The 16666-nt window shown below is 67.9% G+C and carries 15 protein-coding genes and 1 pseudogene; 4 read left to right on the forward strand and 12 right to left on the reverse strand.

Annotation, left to right across the window (positions count from 1 at the left end; all coding sequences use genetic code 11):
* Positions 1 to 14: 14 nt before the first annotated feature.
* The 5 genes and pseudogenes from LMH63_RS15095 to LMH63_RS15115 all read right to left on the reverse strand — a co-directional run bounded on the left by LMH63_RS15095 (position 15) and on the right by LMH63_RS15115 (position 6614).
* On the reverse strand, positions 15 to 530 hold the full coding sequence (locus LMH63_RS15095; protein ID WP_109679914.1) for a 3'-5' exonuclease family protein: 516 nt from the start codon (positions 528 to 530) through the stop codon (positions 15 to 17).
* A 23-nt stretch (positions 531 to 553) separates the two neighbouring features.
* Positions 554 to 2575 (reverse strand): type IV secretory system conjugative DNA transfer family protein, encoded by a 2022-nt coding sequence (locus LMH63_RS15100; protein ID WP_229332613.1) that lies wholly within the window; start codon positions 2573 to 2575, stop codon positions 554 to 556.
* A 1653-nt stretch (positions 2576 to 4228) separates the two neighbouring features.
* A pseudogene (locus tag LMH63_RS15105) lies at positions 4229 to 5007 on the reverse strand (IS1595 family transposase); the annotation flags it as partial.
* 146 nt (positions 5008 to 5153) lie between these two features.
* Entirely contained in the window at positions 5154 to 5534 is a 381-nt protein-coding gene (locus tag LMH63_RS15110; protein ID WP_109680364.1) for a helix-turn-helix transcriptional regulator, read from the reverse strand.
* A 360-nt stretch (positions 5535 to 5894) separates the two neighbouring features.
* The gene (locus LMH63_RS15115) at positions 5895 to 6614 is read right to left on the reverse strand and encodes a helix-turn-helix domain-containing protein (RefSeq protein ID WP_158280494.1); all 720 of its coding nucleotides are present in this window, start codon (positions 6612 to 6614) and stop codon (positions 5895 to 5897) included.
* Positions 6615 to 6804: 190 nt separating this feature from the next.
* Between LMH63_RS15115 and LMH63_RS15120 the strand changes: the two genes are divergently transcribed.
* Positions 6805 to 8076: a hypothetical protein gene (locus LMH63_RS15120; RefSeq protein ID WP_158280495.1), complete on the forward strand. Its 1272-nt coding sequence runs from the start codon at positions 6805 to 6807 to the stop codon at positions 8074 to 8076.
* Positions 8077 to 8130: 54 nt separating this feature from the next.
* On the opposite strand, the gene LMH63_RS15125 is transcribed toward LMH63_RS15120, so the two are convergent.
* The gene (locus tag LMH63_RS15125) at positions 8131 to 8355 is read right to left on the reverse strand and encodes a ribbon-helix-helix domain-containing protein (RefSeq protein WP_109680369.1); all 225 of its coding nucleotides are present in this window, start codon (positions 8353 to 8355) and stop codon (positions 8131 to 8133) included.
* Positions 8356 to 8681: 326 nt separating this feature from the next.
* On the opposite strand from LMH63_RS15125, the gene LMH63_RS15130 reads away from it, so the two are divergent.
* Together LMH63_RS15130 and LMH63_RS19560 are read left to right on the forward strand one after the other, a co-directional pair.
* A complete protein-coding gene (locus LMH63_RS15130) occupies positions 8682 to 8936 on the forward strand; it encodes a type II toxin-antitoxin system TacA family antitoxin (protein ID WP_158280496.1) in 255 nt (84 codons plus the stop codon).
* Entirely contained in the window at positions 8933 to 9448 is a 516-nt protein-coding gene (locus tag LMH63_RS19560; protein ID WP_109680368.1) for a GNAT family N-acetyltransferase, read from the forward strand. Before LMH63_RS15130 ends, LMH63_RS19560 begins: the two co-directional genes overlap by 4 nt.
* 319 nt (positions 9449 to 9767) lie before the next feature.
* On the opposite strand, the gene LMH63_RS15140 is transcribed toward LMH63_RS19560, so the two are convergent.
* The 6 genes from LMH63_RS15140 to LMH63_RS15165 form a co-directional block, all read right to left on the reverse strand.
* Positions 9768 to 10016 carry a hypothetical protein gene (locus LMH63_RS15140; RefSeq protein WP_109680411.1) on the reverse strand — a complete coding sequence of 83 codons (249 nt, stop codon included), beginning with the start codon at positions 10014 to 10016 and terminating at the stop codon, positions 9768 to 9770.
* 11 nt (positions 10017 to 10027) lie between these two features.
* A complete protein-coding gene (gene tnpC / locus LMH63_RS15145) occupies positions 10028 to 11572 on the reverse strand; it encodes an IS66 family transposase (RefSeq protein ID WP_373317936.1) in 1545 nt (514 codons plus the stop codon).
* Between the two features lie 84 nt (positions 11573 to 11656).
* Complete coding sequence (gene tnpB, locus LMH63_RS15150; RefSeq protein WP_109680413.1) at positions 11657 to 12004, reverse strand: IS66 family insertion sequence element accessory protein TnpB; 348 nt, start codon at positions 12002 to 12004, stop codon at positions 11657 to 11659.
* Positions 12001 to 12393 carry an IS66-like element accessory protein TnpA gene (tnpA, locus tag LMH63_RS19410; protein ID WP_146205305.1) on the reverse strand — a complete coding sequence of 131 codons (393 nt, stop codon included), beginning with the start codon at positions 12391 to 12393 and terminating at the stop codon, positions 12001 to 12003. The genes tnpB and tnpA overlap by 4 nt, the downstream gene beginning before the upstream one ends.
* A gap of 99 nt (positions 12394 to 12492) precedes the next feature.
* Positions 12493 to 12684 carry a hypothetical protein gene (locus LMH63_RS15160; RefSeq protein ID WP_109679742.1) on the reverse strand — a complete coding sequence of 64 codons (192 nt, stop codon included), beginning with the start codon at positions 12682 to 12684 and terminating at the stop codon, positions 12493 to 12495.
* Between the two features lie 396 nt (positions 12685 to 13080).
* The gene (locus LMH63_RS15165; protein WP_109679744.1) at positions 13081 to 14340 is read right to left on the reverse strand and encodes a hypothetical protein; all 1260 of its coding nucleotides are present in this window, start codon (positions 14338 to 14340) and stop codon (positions 13081 to 13083) included.
* 1414 nt (positions 14341 to 15754) lie between these two features.
* On the opposite strand from LMH63_RS15165, the gene LMH63_RS15170 reads away from it, so the two are divergent.
* Positions 15755 to 16456 carry a glycosyltransferase gene (locus LMH63_RS15170; protein ID WP_146205262.1) on the forward strand — a complete coding sequence of 234 codons (702 nt, stop codon included), beginning with the start codon at positions 15755 to 15757 and terminating at the stop codon, positions 16454 to 16456.
* Positions 16457 to 16666 lie beyond the last annotated feature (210 nt).

The following is a 16666-nucleotide window of genomic DNA, read 5'->3' on the forward strand; positions in this document are numbered from 1 at the left end:
GCCTTACTGCTCCCCTAGCGCTGACCTGCGCCCTGAGAGGCCAGTCGGTACGCCTCGAGAAGCGCACGTACGTCCGTCTCTGCCCGGTGCCGCTGTCCACCGATGCGCTGGTAGGCGGCCTCCTTGTAGCCCTCGAGCGCAGCCAGCGTTGTATCCGGAAACACCTCTATCGCCGGGGCGACGCGGAACTCCGGCAGCAGGCCAGCCGCTTCAAACAGCACATCTAGCCACCAGCCATCGAGCGCGGACGCATCGCTGTAGGCAACGCCCACCTGCCCCAGGGCGGCGTTCAACCGCAACGTGACGCGCTCCACGGACTCACCTTCACGCACCGCCAGTTCTCTGGGGATACCGTGAATCGCCTCGGCGTTGGCATCCCAGTGGGTCCAGTAATCAACCGGTGCGATCAGGCAGTCGGTAACCGACCCATCAGGCTTGCTCCACGCCACTTCCACGGGATAGCTGTCCGGCGCAATTCCGGATGCCTCCACGTCGATGAAGCAAGGCAGCGGCGCTGGGTGCTCGGTCATTGCCCTTGGGCCTCCGCGTGAGCCTAACCAGGGTGATCTTCCCGATCCCGAATCATGCGCCCGCGGGGACCTTCGCGCTCCACACGCAGGAGGAGATCGCAGAAGCCGCGCACGATGAACACGAACCAGTCCCAGTCATGTTGCTCGACGTCGACAGAGAGGCTCCTGGCGTACGAAATCCTCACGCCGGCCCGCCTACCAGGCTGATCGTCGTGGCGCTCCACAGACCACGGCGCCTCGGTGGTCGCTACTCCCCTGGCACCGCAATCGCGCTCCGCAAGGCCGGGCATCTCAACGAGGTCGACGGCCTCGCGAAAAGGCATGGTCAGTGACCAGGCACCGGATCCGCCCTCCCGTTTCGCTTCAAGATAAAGCGTGTCTCCGCGCCGCTCGAGTCGGACCTCCCGCTCACGTGCGTTATCGGGGAAATCGAGCGAGGCAGACATGAGACGGCGCCCTCGGCGCCCCCTGAGCAGATCGCGAAGCTCATCGACGCGGTAGTCGGCACCGCCGATGAGCCAGTTCGCCCAGGGTTCGATATCCCCGTGGCTCGGGCCAATCGGGTTGTCGAGCATGACCGTCGCCGGTGGCGCGAACCGGTCAGCGGCAACCTCTGGCAGCGGCTGGTGGAGGCCGGAGGCCATGTGCGGGTAACCCGCGGTCGCGCCCGCGCGCACTGTGGCGCACACCGGGCCACCGTGGCGCTCGAGATGGTGGGAGACGACAACCGCCTGCCCCTGGCGCAGACGCACCCCGCACGCCTCCAGCACCGCCTCCCGGGCGGCAGGCCCGGCCTGCGCCTGCAGGTGAGCCAGGGTGTGGGGGTCGTGGGTGGAAAAGGCGATCGTGGTCCCGCAGTTCTGCAGCAGACTCTCTACCGTCGCCGGCGGGCAGCCGCCCGGTAGCCGCGCGGCGAGCGAGGCCACCCCCTGCGTGGCGAGCAGGTTGATGTGCCCGCTCGAGCGCGAGCGGTCGAGCCATAGGTTGTCGTCTAGCAGCCCGGAACTCGCGCCGCCCGGCGCGAAGTGCACATGCTGCTGGTACTCGTCGATCGCAAGGAAGGTAAAGCGGTCCCGCCCCCAACCCTCGGCGCGATGGTGAGCGTAGCCGAGCACCGCCTCCCGGAGCCGGATCCGCAACAGCTCGTGCACCAGGGCAGCCGTAGCCCCGAATAGGTGCGCGGGCAGGTCGGTGACCACGACCTTCCGGGCCCGATAGAGCACCTGGGTCATATCGAGCGCCGGCGCCGCCGGATCAGCGAGCTTCGAGCGCAGTCGCTCGTCAGAGGCGAAGGGGTGCAGCGCAGGCAGCACGTGGTTAACGTGCCAGGCGTACTGCTTCCTCACTTCCTCGTCGAGCTTCCAGGAGGAACTGCCGTGTGCGTGCCGCGAGCCGCCAGCGGCGAGGATGCTGAATGCGTCAGCGCGCACGCCGTGGAGCAGGGAGAGGTAGTCCCGTGGCAGCGTCGGCTCGCCCTCGACCCAGGCATCGAAGCGCGCGACGAACGAACTCGGATGGCTCAGCGCATCATGCAGATCCGCGAGCGTGGTCGCCCGGCCCCAAAGCCGATAGGTCTGGTGGACGAGCAGCGCATAGTCGATGGCACGCGAGCCCCAATAGGAGTCGCGGGTCGCGCGAGTCCGGGTGAGGCGCTCAAGCAGCGCTCGCAGCGGCTCCACCGCCATGCCACCGATGAGGTTGACCGGGGTCGCCTCGCGAGACGCCCCGAGCAGCAGCGTGCGCTGCGGGTATTCCGCGGCGAGGCCGGCGTCTTCCTCCTTCGCGCTTAAGACCACGCCCGAGCAGCCGCTCTCGATGAGCCGCCGGAGCGCGGGCAGCATCACCGATACGGTCTTCCCGCTTCCCGTGGTTCCGGTGACTAGAACATTGCGGGTTGCGTCACCAAAGGTGAGCAGCACCTTGCCGCGTCCTGCGTTGGCGAGCCTTCGCAGGCCGCCATCGTCCTCGGCTGCCGTGGCCCATGCGCCGTGCAAGGGCTGATCGTCGAGTCCGCCGAAGGCAAGCAGCACCTTATCGCGAAGCATGATCGCCTCTCTCGCGGTAGATCGGATCATGCCGGCTCCTTCGTCCAGAGCTGGACCGTGCGGGCATGATCCTGACCAGGGATAGGGGAGTGGGCGCGGACGCCCGGCACCGCCCCGGGGACCGCGACCGGCCCGACGCGGGGACCTTCGTCCGAGCGCGCGCCGGGGCGTCCGTGGTCTAGGCGATCGAGGCTATTCGACGGCCCCGGTTGGCGCCGTCGCGCGGGGTAGCGCAGCAGTGCCCGGCCTCGGCGGGGGGCCGGCGGGAGAGGTCGAGCGGAGGTGCTTGATGGATCAGGTAGCGCATGTCTGCTTCCGGCTGATGCCAGCTAGATGGTGACTCATCGCGGTTGGCGGTTAACGGGGCGCGCGTTGCCGCCGTGCGGTAACGGGCTTTAATGCCCGCGTATGCGCAGTGCGCCGGAGCTGGCGTTTGGAAGCAGGCGGGGAAAGGTACTCACGGGGCTACTCTGATCTGATGTGCTCGTAAGACGCTGACGCAGCAAGCCACATCGCGAAGGGCGTTGTCAACGCCTCAGCTTTTGGCTGGCTTTCATCGCCAGCCGATCGGCGCACGGCTGAACCCGGCGATCTACGCGATTTCGGTGCGCCACTTCGCGACCTCGGATGCATCGACGGCCAGATCGGCATCAGGTCCGGGCACCTCATGAGCGCCAACGGCGCATCTGAGGCCGTACCGCGTCCCGTCGGGCTCCAGCGGACGCCCTCGAACGGCCGATCTCGAAGCCTGCTGTGCGGCCAGCGCCTTGCCCGGCGGCTAGACAACCAGGCCGCCGGCAAGTTCGGGCGCGGGCGGCACTCCACTGTTACAGGATCAACGACGAGGCCTGGGCAGCGGGCGGGGGCCGAAAAGCGCCCGGGACATCGCCGCAGGGTATCACCGCCTGCCCGAGCGCATCCGTGCGCACGCGATGGATCTGCTTCCTCGCGCTGGCGGTGTGCCGGTTGCTGCGCAGACGGCCGCCGGCACCCCACGGCTAACGGCCGAAGTGCATAGCGTTTAGCAGCTACTGGAGCTATCGGGCTCGGAGACAGTGCAGCTGCACAAAGCGTTGGTGACGTGTTGAACACCTGTTGTGGCTGAGGCCCCCTCCCATTTCAGTTGGGAAAAACAGCGCGCTGCCCGCAAGCACTCGGAAGTCGCGATAGATGGGGTTCTCTGGCGCGCATTCACGCCTGCCGGTTGGGGGAGGCAGGCGCGGCATTACACAAACGCGGGGGGGTTACACTCCCTTTCCCCTGCCGCGATCCCCTTCAGTGGCGCCGCGCTCGTGGCGGTCATGCCTTCCGCCAGTGATTGGGTCGTAACCAACTGACTTGAAAGCGATTTCTCGGCGCCCACGGCGTGTCTCGCATGGAGGGGGGTGGATACGTGTGAGCGCACCGAGAGCGCCGCGCGCCGGCGAGCCACCCCTGTGATCGAGAGCCGTGCCCTGCCTTGACGGCATCGAGGGGCTGGTGCGCACTGAGGCCGCAAGTGTCTGGCCCGGTTTCCAAACTTTTCCACCCACAGCGATCATGCCGCGTGTAACCCCAGCGTTTGTGTAATGCCGGGAGTCCGCCTGCGTCACGTGGTGTCATCCGCGCGGTGCCCCCGGTGGGTCACTTATCCTCTGCGGACTGCCCCTCCACAGATTGTGTAACCCGGGCGTTGCCGAGCACCGTGCTGATCCAGCGCAACTCAGGCAGTTCGCTTGGCTTGCGCGCGCGGCCACCAACGTAGGGCGATGCGTGCAGCCGGTGGCGGTGACGCCGCAGAAGCACGCCAGGCCGTCCGAGGAGGCCGTGCTGCCGGGTACCAGACTCGCCTCGGCCCGGCGCTTCACCACCTCACTGGTGAACGTTGCCACGGGGGTGAGGCGGGTGCGCAGGGGGTGGCCTTCGTCGCTGAGAGAGACGGCCGCGAGAAAGCCGATCTTGTTCTCCGAGCCCCGGCCGGCCTTGCCACCCCATCGCTCGCCGCCGAGGTAGGCATAGTCGAGCCGGACGTGGCCGGAGAGGCGGTAACGCTGCTCACGCTCCGCCATGGCGGAGCGTGAGCTTGTGATGCATCAGCCAGGCGCTGGGGTAACTCACCCCGAGATGGCGTGCGAGGGCGAGCGCCGAGAGCCCGGTCTTCGCCTGGCTGAGGAGGCAGATGGCGAGGAACCGCACGGTCAGCGGGAGCTTCGTGCCCCGCATCACGGCGCCTGCGATCAGCGAGGTCTGATGGCGGCAGCCACGGCACTGGAATAGCGTATGGGTGCGCCCCTGCACGCGGCTGTACGCCGCCACGTGGCAGCGCGGAAGGCGCAAGCCCGCCGGCCAGCGTGCCTGCTCGAGGGCCGCCGCACACTGGCACTCCTGCCTGTAAAGTCGAAGGAACTTGGGCATCGAAAGCCGGGTTGAAACGGGGTGCAGTTCATGGGCATGGGGCGATTCTCGGATCTGAATACTGAATGCATGATCAGTATATGCGGACCTCCGAATCGCACCAGCAGACGGTAGCTGACGATCGTTGCTGATCAGGAAACCGCCTGGTAGCCGGCTCGAATTGCCAGCGCGCTCGCCATTGTCGTTAGCGCCCTGCGGTCGTATTGACCGGTGAGGGGTCGGCATTGGCGAACGCGACGCTGAATCCGGCCTTCGGTTTCTGTGCCACCGTCTCGGGGCGAACCCGCTCAGCCTCGAGGCGGAGCTCAAAACCGCACGCCTCGGCGATCTTCTGGATCTGATCGAGGCCCGGAACGCGCCCGGCGTTGCCGCCCTCAAGGCGAGAGATCACGGTACGGCTTGTCTCCACGCGCTCAGCCACTTGCCTTTGGGTCAGGCCTCTCGCCTCGCGCATCCCAAACGCAAGGCGCCCCAAATCGAGCGCCATCGAGGCGCGGCGCATCGCATCGCGGTTCTCGGGGCGTTCGGCGAGCTTATCGAGCAGCCTGTACGCTTGATCGGCCATCAGCAGCCCTTCCCGTAGACATTGGCCGCGCTGCCGATTGCGCCGCGGACATGCGGCATGACTCCGGCGAATTGGGGCTGAACCACCCCGCGCGAAGATCGCTCTGCGCTCGGGTGATGCGCAATGATTGGCTCAGAATCGTAACTGCCCATTGGGAACCGTAAATGAACCGCCTCGGCGCCGGGCGCGAGCCTGTCCACCAATTCGTCGATGCCGGGATACCCGCTGATTGTGCATAACGCTCCCTGGGGCGCAGCGCGTGGCTGGCGTCCTTCCGCTTCCTGGCAGCGCCCGCGCTGCGTGTGTGACGGACAACTCACGGGTTTCTCGGCGACGTTGCCTTTTGAGCTTTTGAGCAGGTTAGCAAATCTGCGACATCTTGTCTTGCGGGCACGACCACAGGTGGTGCACCCACGGGCCGCGGCGTTGCGGGGCGAGCAGCCCGGCGTCGCGCATCAGCCGCGGGACGCGGGGCTTGCCCGTGCGGATGCCCTGCTGGCGCAGCCGCGCCCAGACGTTGCGATGGCCCTCGCCGGTGAACGGCGATTGCTGGATCGTCGCCTTGATGACCGCGGTCAACGCCGCGTCACCCTGGACCGTGTCGGGACCCCGCCCGGCGGGCGGCTGTGCGGACGGTGCGCCGCTGTGACGGCGCGCGGGTAGACCGTCGAGCGGGGGATGCTCCACTCCCGGCGGAGCCAGACCACACCGAAGGGCTCGCCAGTAGAGATCGAGTGCGCCCGGCTCACGAGCTCGACCTCCTCGGGTCCAAGTGGCGCTCTCCTTGTGGCGGCTGACCGCCTCGCGCGAGGCCTCGTGATCCATGGTGAGCTCGCCGACCCTGGCTTGCAGCTCGCGAACCTGCTGCTCGCGTCCATCCCCTGGACGGCTCTTCAGGCCCGCTTCGCCGCCGGCGAGAAACCCCTCACGCCACCGGCTCAGGCATGCCGCCGTCACCCCGAGCTCGCGGCTCAGCGTGTCAAGGTCCTCGCCCCGGAGCAGGCGCAGCACCGCCTCGGTCCTGCGCCTGCTCGAGAAGCGCCCCTTGTCCTTCTTCCCCTGCGGATCGCGCTGGCTCATGGACACCTCCTTCACTGCTTCCAGCAAGGGGAAGGCCCGGCTACACACCCGGGACCTTGCTCCAGTGCGGTGTCCAAAATAACCCGCGAGTAAGCGAACCATGCACGGTGTGGCATAATAATTAACCAGGCGAAGACAAGGAGCGGTGATGACCAAGGGCAATGCACGTCGAATGCTCTGGCAAGCTGTAATGACGCCAGCACAGTTCGAGCGCCTCGATTCGTCACGAGATCCGAGCGAGCCCGGTGTTCTCGCGACCCGGGAGGTGCTTGTCGAGGGGCACGACGTGGCCGTGGCCGCCGAGCGCCATGGCGTCAGCCCGCAGACCATCCACGAGCACATGCAACGAATCATCGGCAACGGGATGGAGGCGCAGGCAACACTCACCGTTCGATTTCAGTGCGCGGGGCGCGACCCGATCGCCTTTGCCGAGGCCCTTGGCTGCGATCCCGCGGACATCAGGTGGTACCCGCCGACCGCCCTCGCGGATGCCGTCCGGTTGATGCGCGCCTGTGCCGAGGCAAGCCATCTGGTCTGGCCGGACCTGCGCAGCACCCTCTCGCTGCTCCCCGGAGCCGAGAAGTTCACCCCGCAGCTTGCCCGCTTCTTCGCCGAGGCCCCCGCTGACTACAGAGCGCGCTGCGAAAAGCTCATCGCCGCGCACGGCAAGCGCACCGGGCTCGTTGATATCGAGCTCGACGTGCCCGCCAGCCGCCATGGACAACTCGAAGCGATCGCGCAGCAAACGCCCGCCCCCTCGGAGTGCCGGGAGGAGACGCAGAGCACCGCGCTCTGGGAGATCACCACCCGCCTTCCCTATGCCCGCTCGCGGGCCACCCAGCGGGAGCTCTTCGACTTCTTTCGCAACGCCACCCGGGGGCGAGCAAGGGAGGGCACGCTCGCCATCACCGAACGGATCTTCGATGAGATCGGCATCGGTGAGATCGAGCAGGCCGCACCCGGGGTTGCCATCGCCCCCGAGGGTGTGGCGGCCTTCGCGCGCATGCTCATCCAGGAGTACCCGGCGCGCATCAACCGCAAGAGCTCCATACAGCCGATCTATCGCCGCGACGCCCTCGCGCGGGCACTCAACAGCTGCCGCCATGAGCTCGGACCGCGCCTTCGCAGCGCCCGCGGACGCGCGGCGCTGAAGCGGATCTACCTGGATGGCGTGCCACCGAACAGCGCCTTCTCCGACGCCGGCTTCGACTCCGTGCCCAGGCGCGATGTGCGCGCCCTGGGTGCGGCGCTGAAAGACGAGCAGGTCCATCTCCCGCTCCACTACCTCATTTCCGCAAGCGAGAAGCCGGCGCTTGAGGCCGCACTGAGAAAGTTCGGCGCTGAGCCGCTTACCCTCGAGACCGAGGCCGTCGCAGGCAGCCGCCGGGTCAACGCCCAGGCGATCCTCGGCATCCTGCATCAGCGGCGGGGGCCGCCCCCACGCGTCAGCCCAGGCCCTTAAGACTTACCGCTGCATTGCGAAAAACCAGGAATACCGGGGGGCGGAGGATCGCTGCTAGTCGCCGCCGGTGACCTTCTTCCGGGCCGCCTCGCACAGCTCATCCATCGAGCGCTTTCCGGGGGCGCTGGCAAGCCCCGCATCGATCCGCGCCTGACGCCGCTGATTACGCCGGATCAGCTCGCGCACGTAGTCGCTCGTGCTCCTGTAGCGACCACTTTGCGCCGGCTGCTCGGCCGAGCGCTTCATCGCCGCGGGTAGGGAAACGCTCATCGTGGCCATGGTGGATACTCTAACGACAGGGTCTTGGAGCCACTTGGCCATCATTGTCAAATCTGGCCCGGCGCCCCCGCTGGGGCTGCGGCGTTGCCAGGGAGAAAAGCAGCGACTCTGCGACGTCTCGTCTTGCCAGCACGCTCACCAGTGGCGGTAATAAGGGGCTTCCCATACAGGGCCCCCGTCGTCATTCGGCCGATCAAAAGGGATGGTCAGTTGGCAATGTCCGCCGATGTGGCGTACATTACACGAATGTGAGAGTCGCTCGGGCGGCGAGGAATCAGGTTGGAGTGAGACGAGAGATGGAGCAGAGGGACAGGCAAGCCAGTCGCATGTACATTCGCACCTCGCAGGCCATGCGAGAGCAGGTGAGCCGCGCTGCAGCTCTATCGGGTCAGGGCGTGAGCGAATACGTCAGGGACGTCCTGGCTCGTGAGGCGCGGCGCACCATTGAAGCGCATGAGACCATCGCGATCGCCGAAGGCGACCGCGATGCCTTCATTGAAGCGATGCGCAAACCTCCGGCGTGGCCCGAGCACATGAAGGCCAAGGTACGGCGCTATCGCGAGCGTATTGCCAGCGAATGAGGATAGTTGCCCTTGCGAGGGAATCCCATAAGCAAGGCCGTACGGCGTTCCATTGCGGCAGGCCGAAGCTCGATGACTGGCTCGCCAGGCGGGCCACGCAGTATCGGAAGAACGATCTCGCCCAGACTTACTTGCTCATAGACGATGCTCGAGAGCCGCCAAAGGTCGCTGGTTTCTATGCTCTATCAAGCGCTAGCATCCAGCCTGATGACTGGCCGGCAGATCTCCGTGGCCCACGTGGGAAGAACCATCCCCTGCCAGTGATACTCCTCGGGCAGCTGGCCGTCGATCGAGGCTATGCGGGCCGCGGATACGCCAGTGATCTTCTTGTCGATGCCTTGCACAGAGCCGCGCTCGTCGGCGAGCAAATTGGGACCGCCGCCGTCATCGTCGACGCCTTGGATCAAAGCGCCGTACAGTTCTACAAACACCACGGCTTTCAGCCGCTGCCGAGCCATCCCTTGCGACTACTGCGACCACTGAAGTCGATTCGTGATCTCCTGGAGCTTTGATGCTCACACCGGCGTCGTTCTCGGAGCTTGAGGGCCAGAGTTGGTCATCAGGTTGTGAAGGGTCTAAAGCCCATCGAAGACTTTCCACGCACCCGAATCGGGTAATGAGAAAGAGCGTATCGAGTCGAGGGTCATCGAATCCCTCGTCGACATAGCGGCCGGTTGCAAGAATCAGACGCTCTTCGTCATCCGGAATGGCCACCAGCTGATCGCGGGCCTCACTGCGTTTGCGTGCCCCCATCCCACCGTGAAATGTCACGAGATGGCGGACGAATCGTAAGCGTACGACGACCACCCCTTGCGCAGGCCGGCGGATGGTCTAACGCGGCGGGTTGATCTCGTCGGTGCGCTCGCCTTCCTCGAGCGCGAGGTGGACGGCGGCGTCGAGCCGGCGCAGCAGCGCGGCGAGGTTCTCACCCCGGCGACGCCGCAGCATGGCCAGGGCGTTGTGCTCGTCGTTGGCGATGGCGACGACGCCGACCGGGTCGAGGTGGCCGACCGTGATCTGGCCATCCTCCTCGATCAGGGCCTCGATGTTCGGCAGTGCCGGTGGCGGGGGCTCGGTCATGGGATCTTCGCTCAGGCAGCCTGACGGCGATGGTCGCCCAGCTCGGCGGCCAGGTTCCAGGGCAGCAGCGCGTCGATCTCCCGGATCGGATGCTCGGCGATGCGCTCGAGCACCGTACGCAGGTAGGCGAAGGGGTCGAGCCCATTGAGTCGGGCGCTGCCGATGAGGCTGTAGATCAGTGCGGCGCGCTCCCCGCCGTGGTCGGAGCCCATGAACAGGTAGTTCTTGCGCCCGAGGGCGACCGTGCGCAGCGCCCGCTCGGCGGCGTTGTTGTCGATCTCAAGCCGCCCGTCGCCGAGGTAGCGCGCAAGCGCCTCCCAGCGGCCAAGGGCATAGCCCGCTGCCGCGGCGAGCGCGGATTTTGCCGAGAGCGTGCGCAGGATCTCCTCGAGCCAGGTTCTGAGCCCGGCAACGAGCGGGCCGGCGCGGGCCTCGCGGGCAGCGCGGCGCACCTCGGCCGGGCGGCCACGGATCTCGGCCTCCAGCGCGTAGAGCGCGCCGATGCGCGCGAGCGCCTCGCGCGCGAGCGGCGAGTCGGTGGCCGCGGCCACGTCGTGGAACTTGCGGCGCACGTGCGCCCAGCACGCCGCCTCCTCGATGCGCCCGCTGGCGTACAGCGCCCCGAAGCCGGCATAGCCGTCGGCCTGGAGCGTGCCGCGGTAGCCGGCCAGGTGGCGCTGGGGGTGGATGCCCTTGCGGTCGGCGCTGTAGCGGAAGACCACCGCGGGGGCGGCCGCGCCGCCCCAGCCGCGCTCCTCGCGCACGTAGGTCCACAGGCGCGCGGTGCGCGTGCGCCCGCGCCCGGGATCGAGCACCGGCACCGGCGTGTCGTCGGCGTGCAGGCTCGCGCCACCGAGGACGTGGCGCTCCAGCGCCTCGCCGAGCGGGGCGAGCAGCGCGCTCGCCGCGCCCACCCAGTCGGCGAGCGTGGAGCGCTCGATGGCAACGCCCTCGCGGGCATAGATCTGCGCCTGGCGGTAGAGCGGCAGGTGATCGCAGTACTTCGCCACGAGCACGTGGGCGAGCAGCCCCGGGCCGGCGAGCCCTCGGGCGATGGGCCGCTCCGCAGCCGGCGCCTGCACCACCGCCGCGCAGGCGCGGCAGCGCTGCTTGGGGCGCACGTGGCGGATCACCCGGAAGGAGGCCGGTACGTACTCGAGCACCTCCGAGACGTCCTCACCGAAGGTGACCAGCACCCCGCCGCAGCTCGGGCAGGCGCAGGGGCCCTCATGGCGCTGGGTCTCACGCGGCAGGTGCGCCGGCAGCGCCCGCGGGGTGCGCGGCGCGCTCTGCCGTGCCGGCTTGGTGGCAGGGGGAGCCGCCACCGCTTCCCCGGCCGGCTCCCCGCCAAGCGCCTCGATGGCGAGCTCGAGCTGCGCGATCTGCGCCTGCAGCCGCTCCGAGGAGCGCCCGAACTGCATCCGGCGCAGCTTCGCGAGCTGCAGGCGCAGCCGCTCGAGCTCCTCGGCCTGGCGGCGCACCGTCGCCTGCGAGGCGGCAAGCTCCGCGCGGCTCGCGAGCAGCAGCTCGCGCAGCGCCGCGGCGTCGACGGGCAGGGCGTCAGGCGGATGGGGAGTGGTGGATTGCACCGGCTAATTATACCCGGGCAGATCGGCCAAGTCGCTCTTTTTCGGATCGATTCAGGCCGCGCATTGCGGGTCGAAGGTGCGCTGCGGGAGGCGCCAGTCGATGCCCTCGAGCAGCATCGAGAGCTGTGCGGCGGTGAGGTGCACCGCCCCCTCGCGCACCTGCGGCCAGATGAACCGGCCCCGCTCGAGGCGCTTGGCATAGAGGCACAGCCCCTGGCCGTCCCACCAGAGCACCTTGATCCGATCCCCGCGCCGGCCGCGGAAGACGAACAGCTGCCCCGAGAAGGCGTTCTTCGCCAGCGCCTGCTGCACCAGCGCCGCGAGCCCGTCGAAGCCCTTGCGCATGTCGGTCACGCCGGCCACCAGGTAGATGCGCACCCCCGAGGGCAGCGCGATCATCGCCCGAGCACCTCGAGCGCGACGCGCAGGGCCGCGGCGTCCGCCGCGCCGCGCACCACCAGGCGGTGGCCGGCGGCGAGCACGATCTCCAGGCTGCCCGACGGCGCCGCGCTCTTCACCTCCGGCGGCACCGGCGGCGGCTCGGAGGCGGCCAGGCGCACCGGCAGCAGGCTCAGCGCCGAACCCTCACTCGGCGCCCCAAGTTCCCCGAGGCGGTAGAGCCGGCGCCAGCGGAAGAGCTGGTTGGCGTTGACGTCGTGGCGGCGCGCGACCACCGAGACCGAGTCCGGGCCCTCGAGGCTCTCCTCAACGAGGCGGCGCTTGTATTCAATGCTGAAGCGCCGCCGGCGCTGGCGGCTCAGCGTCTGATCCCCATCGATGGTGTCCACCTCGCCTCCAAGTGGGCACCTCACAAGTGCCCGCCTATGCGTGAGCGCTGATCATCGGCGAGGCGACGTCACAACGAGAAGTGGGTGCTGGCCGGACGCTTACGACGAATCCACGCAACCGCTCGGCAAGCAAGGCCAGTGATCCCGGCGCTCGATCAGCACAAGGGGGCTGAAACCGGATTCGAGCGCGCTCAGGATGTCATCCATCACTTGCGCGTTGCGCTCTTCGCTTTCGACCAGAGCGCCATAGAGCTGCTGGATCGACCGATCCTGGTCCGGTGCCGGCAGCATGAGTCGCGTCCGTCGAACGATGAGGCGATGCCGAAACGGGCGTTGCACGGCCCGAGTTCGGGCGTCGGCGATGAACCGGTGCGGGCCGAGCTGCATCGTGAGAATGGGGTGGTGACCGTCCCGGCGCGTCGGCTGCCTATCCCGGCACCATCATGGCGTCAACGTCTGCCAAAGCCGCGGCGCCGTGCTCGTCGCCTTCGGCGACGACATCTCCGCGGCGATTGAGTACGTGCCGGCCGCCTTCCGGCTGATCAGCCACAGCGCCCCCAACCTGCGCTGCGGCACCTGCGCAACGGCCGTGCAGACACCGTCCGCGGGTCCGGCGGCACGGGGCCGCTTGCCCCCGCCCTCATCGCAAAGCAGTGCGATCATCTGCTGCAATAAGCCGAGAAGCGGCTATACGCGCACCGGCATCGAGATCGAACGCTCCACGCCGCTCTCGGCGGCGACCGCGAGGGGCTCGGCGCCGAGCTCGCTCAGCGCGGCCTCGAGGGCGGGCTTCACCTCGGCCGAGGTGAGGTAGTGCAGCGAGATGTATTTACCCTCCGGGGCAAGCCCATGACGAAGGTGGTAGAGATCACGCGCCGGCACCGAGTTGAAGCCGGCCTCGCGAAAGGCGCTGTTCGGGGGCACGCCATCAAGGTAGATCCGCTTCACTGCCACGCGCCCGGGGGCGCTGCGAAGGCGTGGACCGAGCTTACCGCGGCAGGCATTGAGGGCCCGGGCAAGCGCCTCACGGCGGTAGACCGGGCGCATGTAGTGCTCGCGGCTGATGCGGGCCGGGTACTCCTGGATGAGCATGCGCGCGAAGGCCGCCACTCCCTCGGGCGCACGGGCTACCCCCGGCGTGGCGTGCTCGAGTATCCCAACGCCGACCTCGCGGAAAATCCGCTCGGTGATGGCGCGGGCGCCCTCGCTCGGCCGCCCGCGGGTAGGATTGCGGAAGAGATCTAAGAGCTCGCGCTGCGTCGCGCGCGAGCGCGCGTAGGGCAACCACGCGGTGATCTCCCAGAGAGCGTTGTGCTCGACATCCTCGGGGCACTCGGGGGCAATGGGCGTCTGCGCTGCGATCTCCTCAAGCCGCTCATAGTCGGCAGCCGGCAGGGGCAGCTCGATATCGACGAGCCCGGTGCGCGCACCAAGCTCGGCGAGGAGCTCCTGGCAGCTCGCCCGGTAGGCTGCGGGGGATTCGCCAAAGAAGCGGGCAAGCGTCAGGGTGAACTCCTCGGCGCCGGGCAGCAGGGAGAGGGCGCTGCGCAGATCCGGCCACACGAGATCGTTGGCCGCCGCGCACGAGCGCATGAGGCCGATGGCATCGGCGAGCGCGGCGGGCGGGTACCACCTGATCTCACTGGGGTCACAACCAAGCGCCTCGGCAAAGGCCACCGGGTCGCGGCCGACGCACTGAAAGCGTACGGTGATCGTCTCCCCAACCTTTGCCGCACGCGCGAGGATCCCTTTCAGGCGCTTGTGTACAGTGCCTCGGCTGATCCCATGATTCTCGGCGGCGACGCTAACGCCGTCGCCCTCGACGAGCACCTCCCGGGTGGCCAGAACACCGGGCTGATTCGGATCCCGCGCCGACTCGTAGCGCTCAAACTGGTCCTGCGTGAGTACCGGGCGCCCCAGCATCCGGCGTGCACGATCCTGCCCCATGGTCGCTCCAGATTCTTTGCCTTTCAGTCGTCGAAGCGTGCGATCTGACGCGCACATCTTTAGCATCGACTGACAAACCCGTTTCTTGAGCACTGGCGGCATGGCGCGCCTCTTGAAATCGAGCGCCCCGACGTCACGCACTGGGCACGATCGCTCCGGGCGCAAGCACCATATCTCCGTTGGCTCCGACCGCGGCCGCAGGCGCACCACACTCGTTTACAGCGTCACCGGTAGCTCGTGGCTCACGGGATTCGCCCTGCGCCTATCTTTGTGTGACGCTCGCGCGCGTCGCCAAACACCCGTTCCGGGTGATCGACGCGTTGCTGCCCTGGAACCTGGTCGCCGGGATGGATGATCGTCACCACCAGGCTGGCGGCGCGGAGGCTCGCGTCATGGGAAGCTCCAACCCCCGGCCCCGGCAATCATTGAAACGCTGATCGAGGAGGACGGGGAGATCAGCATCGGCCAGCTTGCGGTCCGGTCGGTGTCATCGCCATCGCCAATGATGAGTTCAGCACCCCGGCCATCCTCCGGCCCCGCCGCGGAGTGGGCCCCAGCGAGCTGCTGCGCGGCGCGACGGTGCGAGCCACCGGCTCTGTTCTGACTAGCGGTTGATGAGCATGGCAGAGCCAGTGGTGGCGCGGCATCCGCTAGGCACTGCCTTGTGCCCAGACAAACCGCGGCACATCAGTGCTCTCGGCGTAGGCCTACCGACCCATCAACCCCTAATCAGAACAGAGCCGAGCCACCTGCCACTCGCTTGCAGAACGCAAGCGCATCGACTCAAGCAATAGACCACGCGAGGATTCCGCATTTGCCTATCGCTCGGCCACTGCATGGGGCGCCCGTCGCGCGCATACAGCAGCCGGTGAGAGATTTGAGCGCAAGGGAGCGGCGGGATGGGTATTGAGGAGGTACCGCCAGGCCGCGGGGATTTTCGATTCGAAAATCGGATGCCCTGTCGGAAGAAGCGATCGACTCCGCCAACTGCGGTGCGCCGGGCACGCGTGCTCCGCTCCCCCGCCCCTCGAGAGGCGGCCATAGGCGAGCGACAGCGTGCACCGTGCCGCGCTTTGCAGCTCGGATCTCGTGGGGTACCAAATCTCTCACAATTGGGGGCACCCGGGCCAGGGATGGCGCCCAGCGTGGTAAAGGGGGGCACGGTCACGGCCTGGGTCCGGGAACCAGGTTCGGGCCGGGGAAAGAGCCGGTGCAGTCGCAGGGGGGGCACTTGGCTCGCATCCGCCTGGGCTCAACGGACAACACGGAAAGGTGAGAGATTTGGGCAACCGATCAACGGATCCGCCGCCCGGCGCTTCGCCCCGAAGTGGCATTTGCCAACGCCGGCTTCGCGGGCTCCGTGGTGCACGCTTTCGTCGAGAATTGCCTGCCCGCCATCGCCTAGGTGAGCACCGTGGAGCTCGACCAGATGGGGGCGCCGTTCCCGCCATCACCGGAAGTCGCCGACACGGCGAACTCCGATATCACCGCGCGACGGATTCGGGAGGCCCTCGATCAGGAGTGCACGGTCATTCCGCCGCTGGTGACCCCGGGCGCTACACCGGGCGCGAGAGGGTGGCTCAGTGCTCCACGTCAACCCGTGCAGGCTCAAGGGGATCGACATCACCCCCGGCCTCGGGCCGAGCGCCGCCCGGACATTCCCTTCCATATCGTCGAGGCCTGGGGCAGCAGCGAAGAGATGCGCCGCCATCGCAACCGCGCGGCGTCGCTCCCCAATGTCACCTGGCATGACTCGGTAGCGGACATGCGCCCCCTGTATCGCCGGGCGCGCGTTGTGACCTCTCCAGGCCGCTGCCCGGAGGCATGGGGCCACGTCGCAACGGAACCGCAGGTCAGCGGTACCCGAGTCCTTGGGAGCAATCGCGGCGGGCTGCCGCAGGCCGTCGTCCCCGGTGGCGTGCTGCTGGACCCCGACGTCGGCATGGATGCCTGCAAGCGGGCGCTCTCCGAGCTCTGGGACAATGACTCGCGGTACGACGCACTCTTAGGCACCGCCAGGGCCCACGCCACCAGACCCGAAAGGCAACCGGAGACGGTCGTTACCCGATTCGAAGATGTCCTGGCCGAGCACTGCCGGTCGGCCAATCGGAAATAGCGCCCAGGGTGCGATTGCGGCACAACCGGTCAGCGACACGCCCGGCGCCAGGTCCAGCGCTACCGCATCGGCCTTGGCGCCGAAGGGCACCCGCCGCCTCGCGCAAAGCGGCAATGCAAAGGGGGAGCACGCCCTGGAGCAGCCGCAGCAGCGGGGCATCCGTATCGCTCGGGATGAACCCTGACCACCCGGACTCGCCCCCCAAAGCGA

It is taken from the genome of Spiribacter halobius (assembly GCF_020883455.1).
GTDB lineage: Bacteria > Pseudomonadota > Gammaproteobacteria > Nitrococcales > Nitrococcaceae > Sediminicurvatus > Sediminicurvatus halobius.

Bases quoted from the DNA above. Each gene is read 5' to 3' on its own strand.
- LMH63_RS15165 (WP_109679744.1), bottom strand. From the start codon at position 14,340: ATGGGGCAGGATCGTGCACGCCGGATGCTGGGGCGCCCGGTACTCACG.
- LMH63_RS15110 (WP_109680364.1), bottom strand. From the start codon at position 5,534: ATGGCCGATCAAGCGTACAGGCTGCTCGATAAGCTCGCCGAACGCCCC.
- LMH63_RS15130 (WP_158280496.1), top strand. From the start codon at position 8,682: ATGTACATTCGCACCTCGCAGGCCATGCGAGAGCAGGTGAGCCGCGCT.
- LMH63_RS15115 (WP_158280494.1), bottom strand. From the start codon at position 6,614: ATGAGCCAGCGCGATCCGCAGGGGAAGAAGGACAAGGGGCGCTTCTCG.
- LMH63_RS19560 (WP_109680368.1), top strand. From the start codon at position 8,933: ATGAGGATAGTTGCCCTTGCGAGGGAATCCCATAAGCAAGGCCGTACG.
- LMH63_RS15160 (WP_109679742.1), bottom strand. From the start codon at position 12,684: ATGCTGCCGGCACCGGACCAGGATCGGTCGATCCAGCAGCTCTATGGC.
- LMH63_RS15095 (WP_109679914.1), bottom strand. From the start codon at position 530: ATGACCGAGCACCCAGCGCCGCTGCCTTGCTTCATCGACGTGGAGGCA.
- LMH63_RS15120 (WP_158280495.1), top strand. From the start codon at position 6,805: ATGACGCCAGCACAGTTCGAGCGCCTCGATTCGTCACGAGATCCGAGC.
- LMH63_RS15140 (WP_109680411.1), bottom strand. From the start codon at position 10,016: ATGACCGAGCCCCCGCCACCGGCACTGCCGAACATCGAGGCCCTGATC.
- LMH63_RS15125 (WP_109680369.1), bottom strand. From the start codon at position 8,355: ATGGCCACGATGAGCGTTTCCCTACCCGCGGCGATGAAGCGCTCGGCC.
- LMH63_RS15100 (WP_229332613.1), bottom strand. From the start codon at position 2,575: ATGCTTCGCGATAAGGTGCTGCTTGCCTTCGGCGGACTCGACGATCAG.
- tnpB (WP_109680413.1), bottom strand. From the start codon at position 12,004: ATGATCGCGCTGCCCTCGGGGGTGCGCATCTACCTGGTGGCCGGCGTG.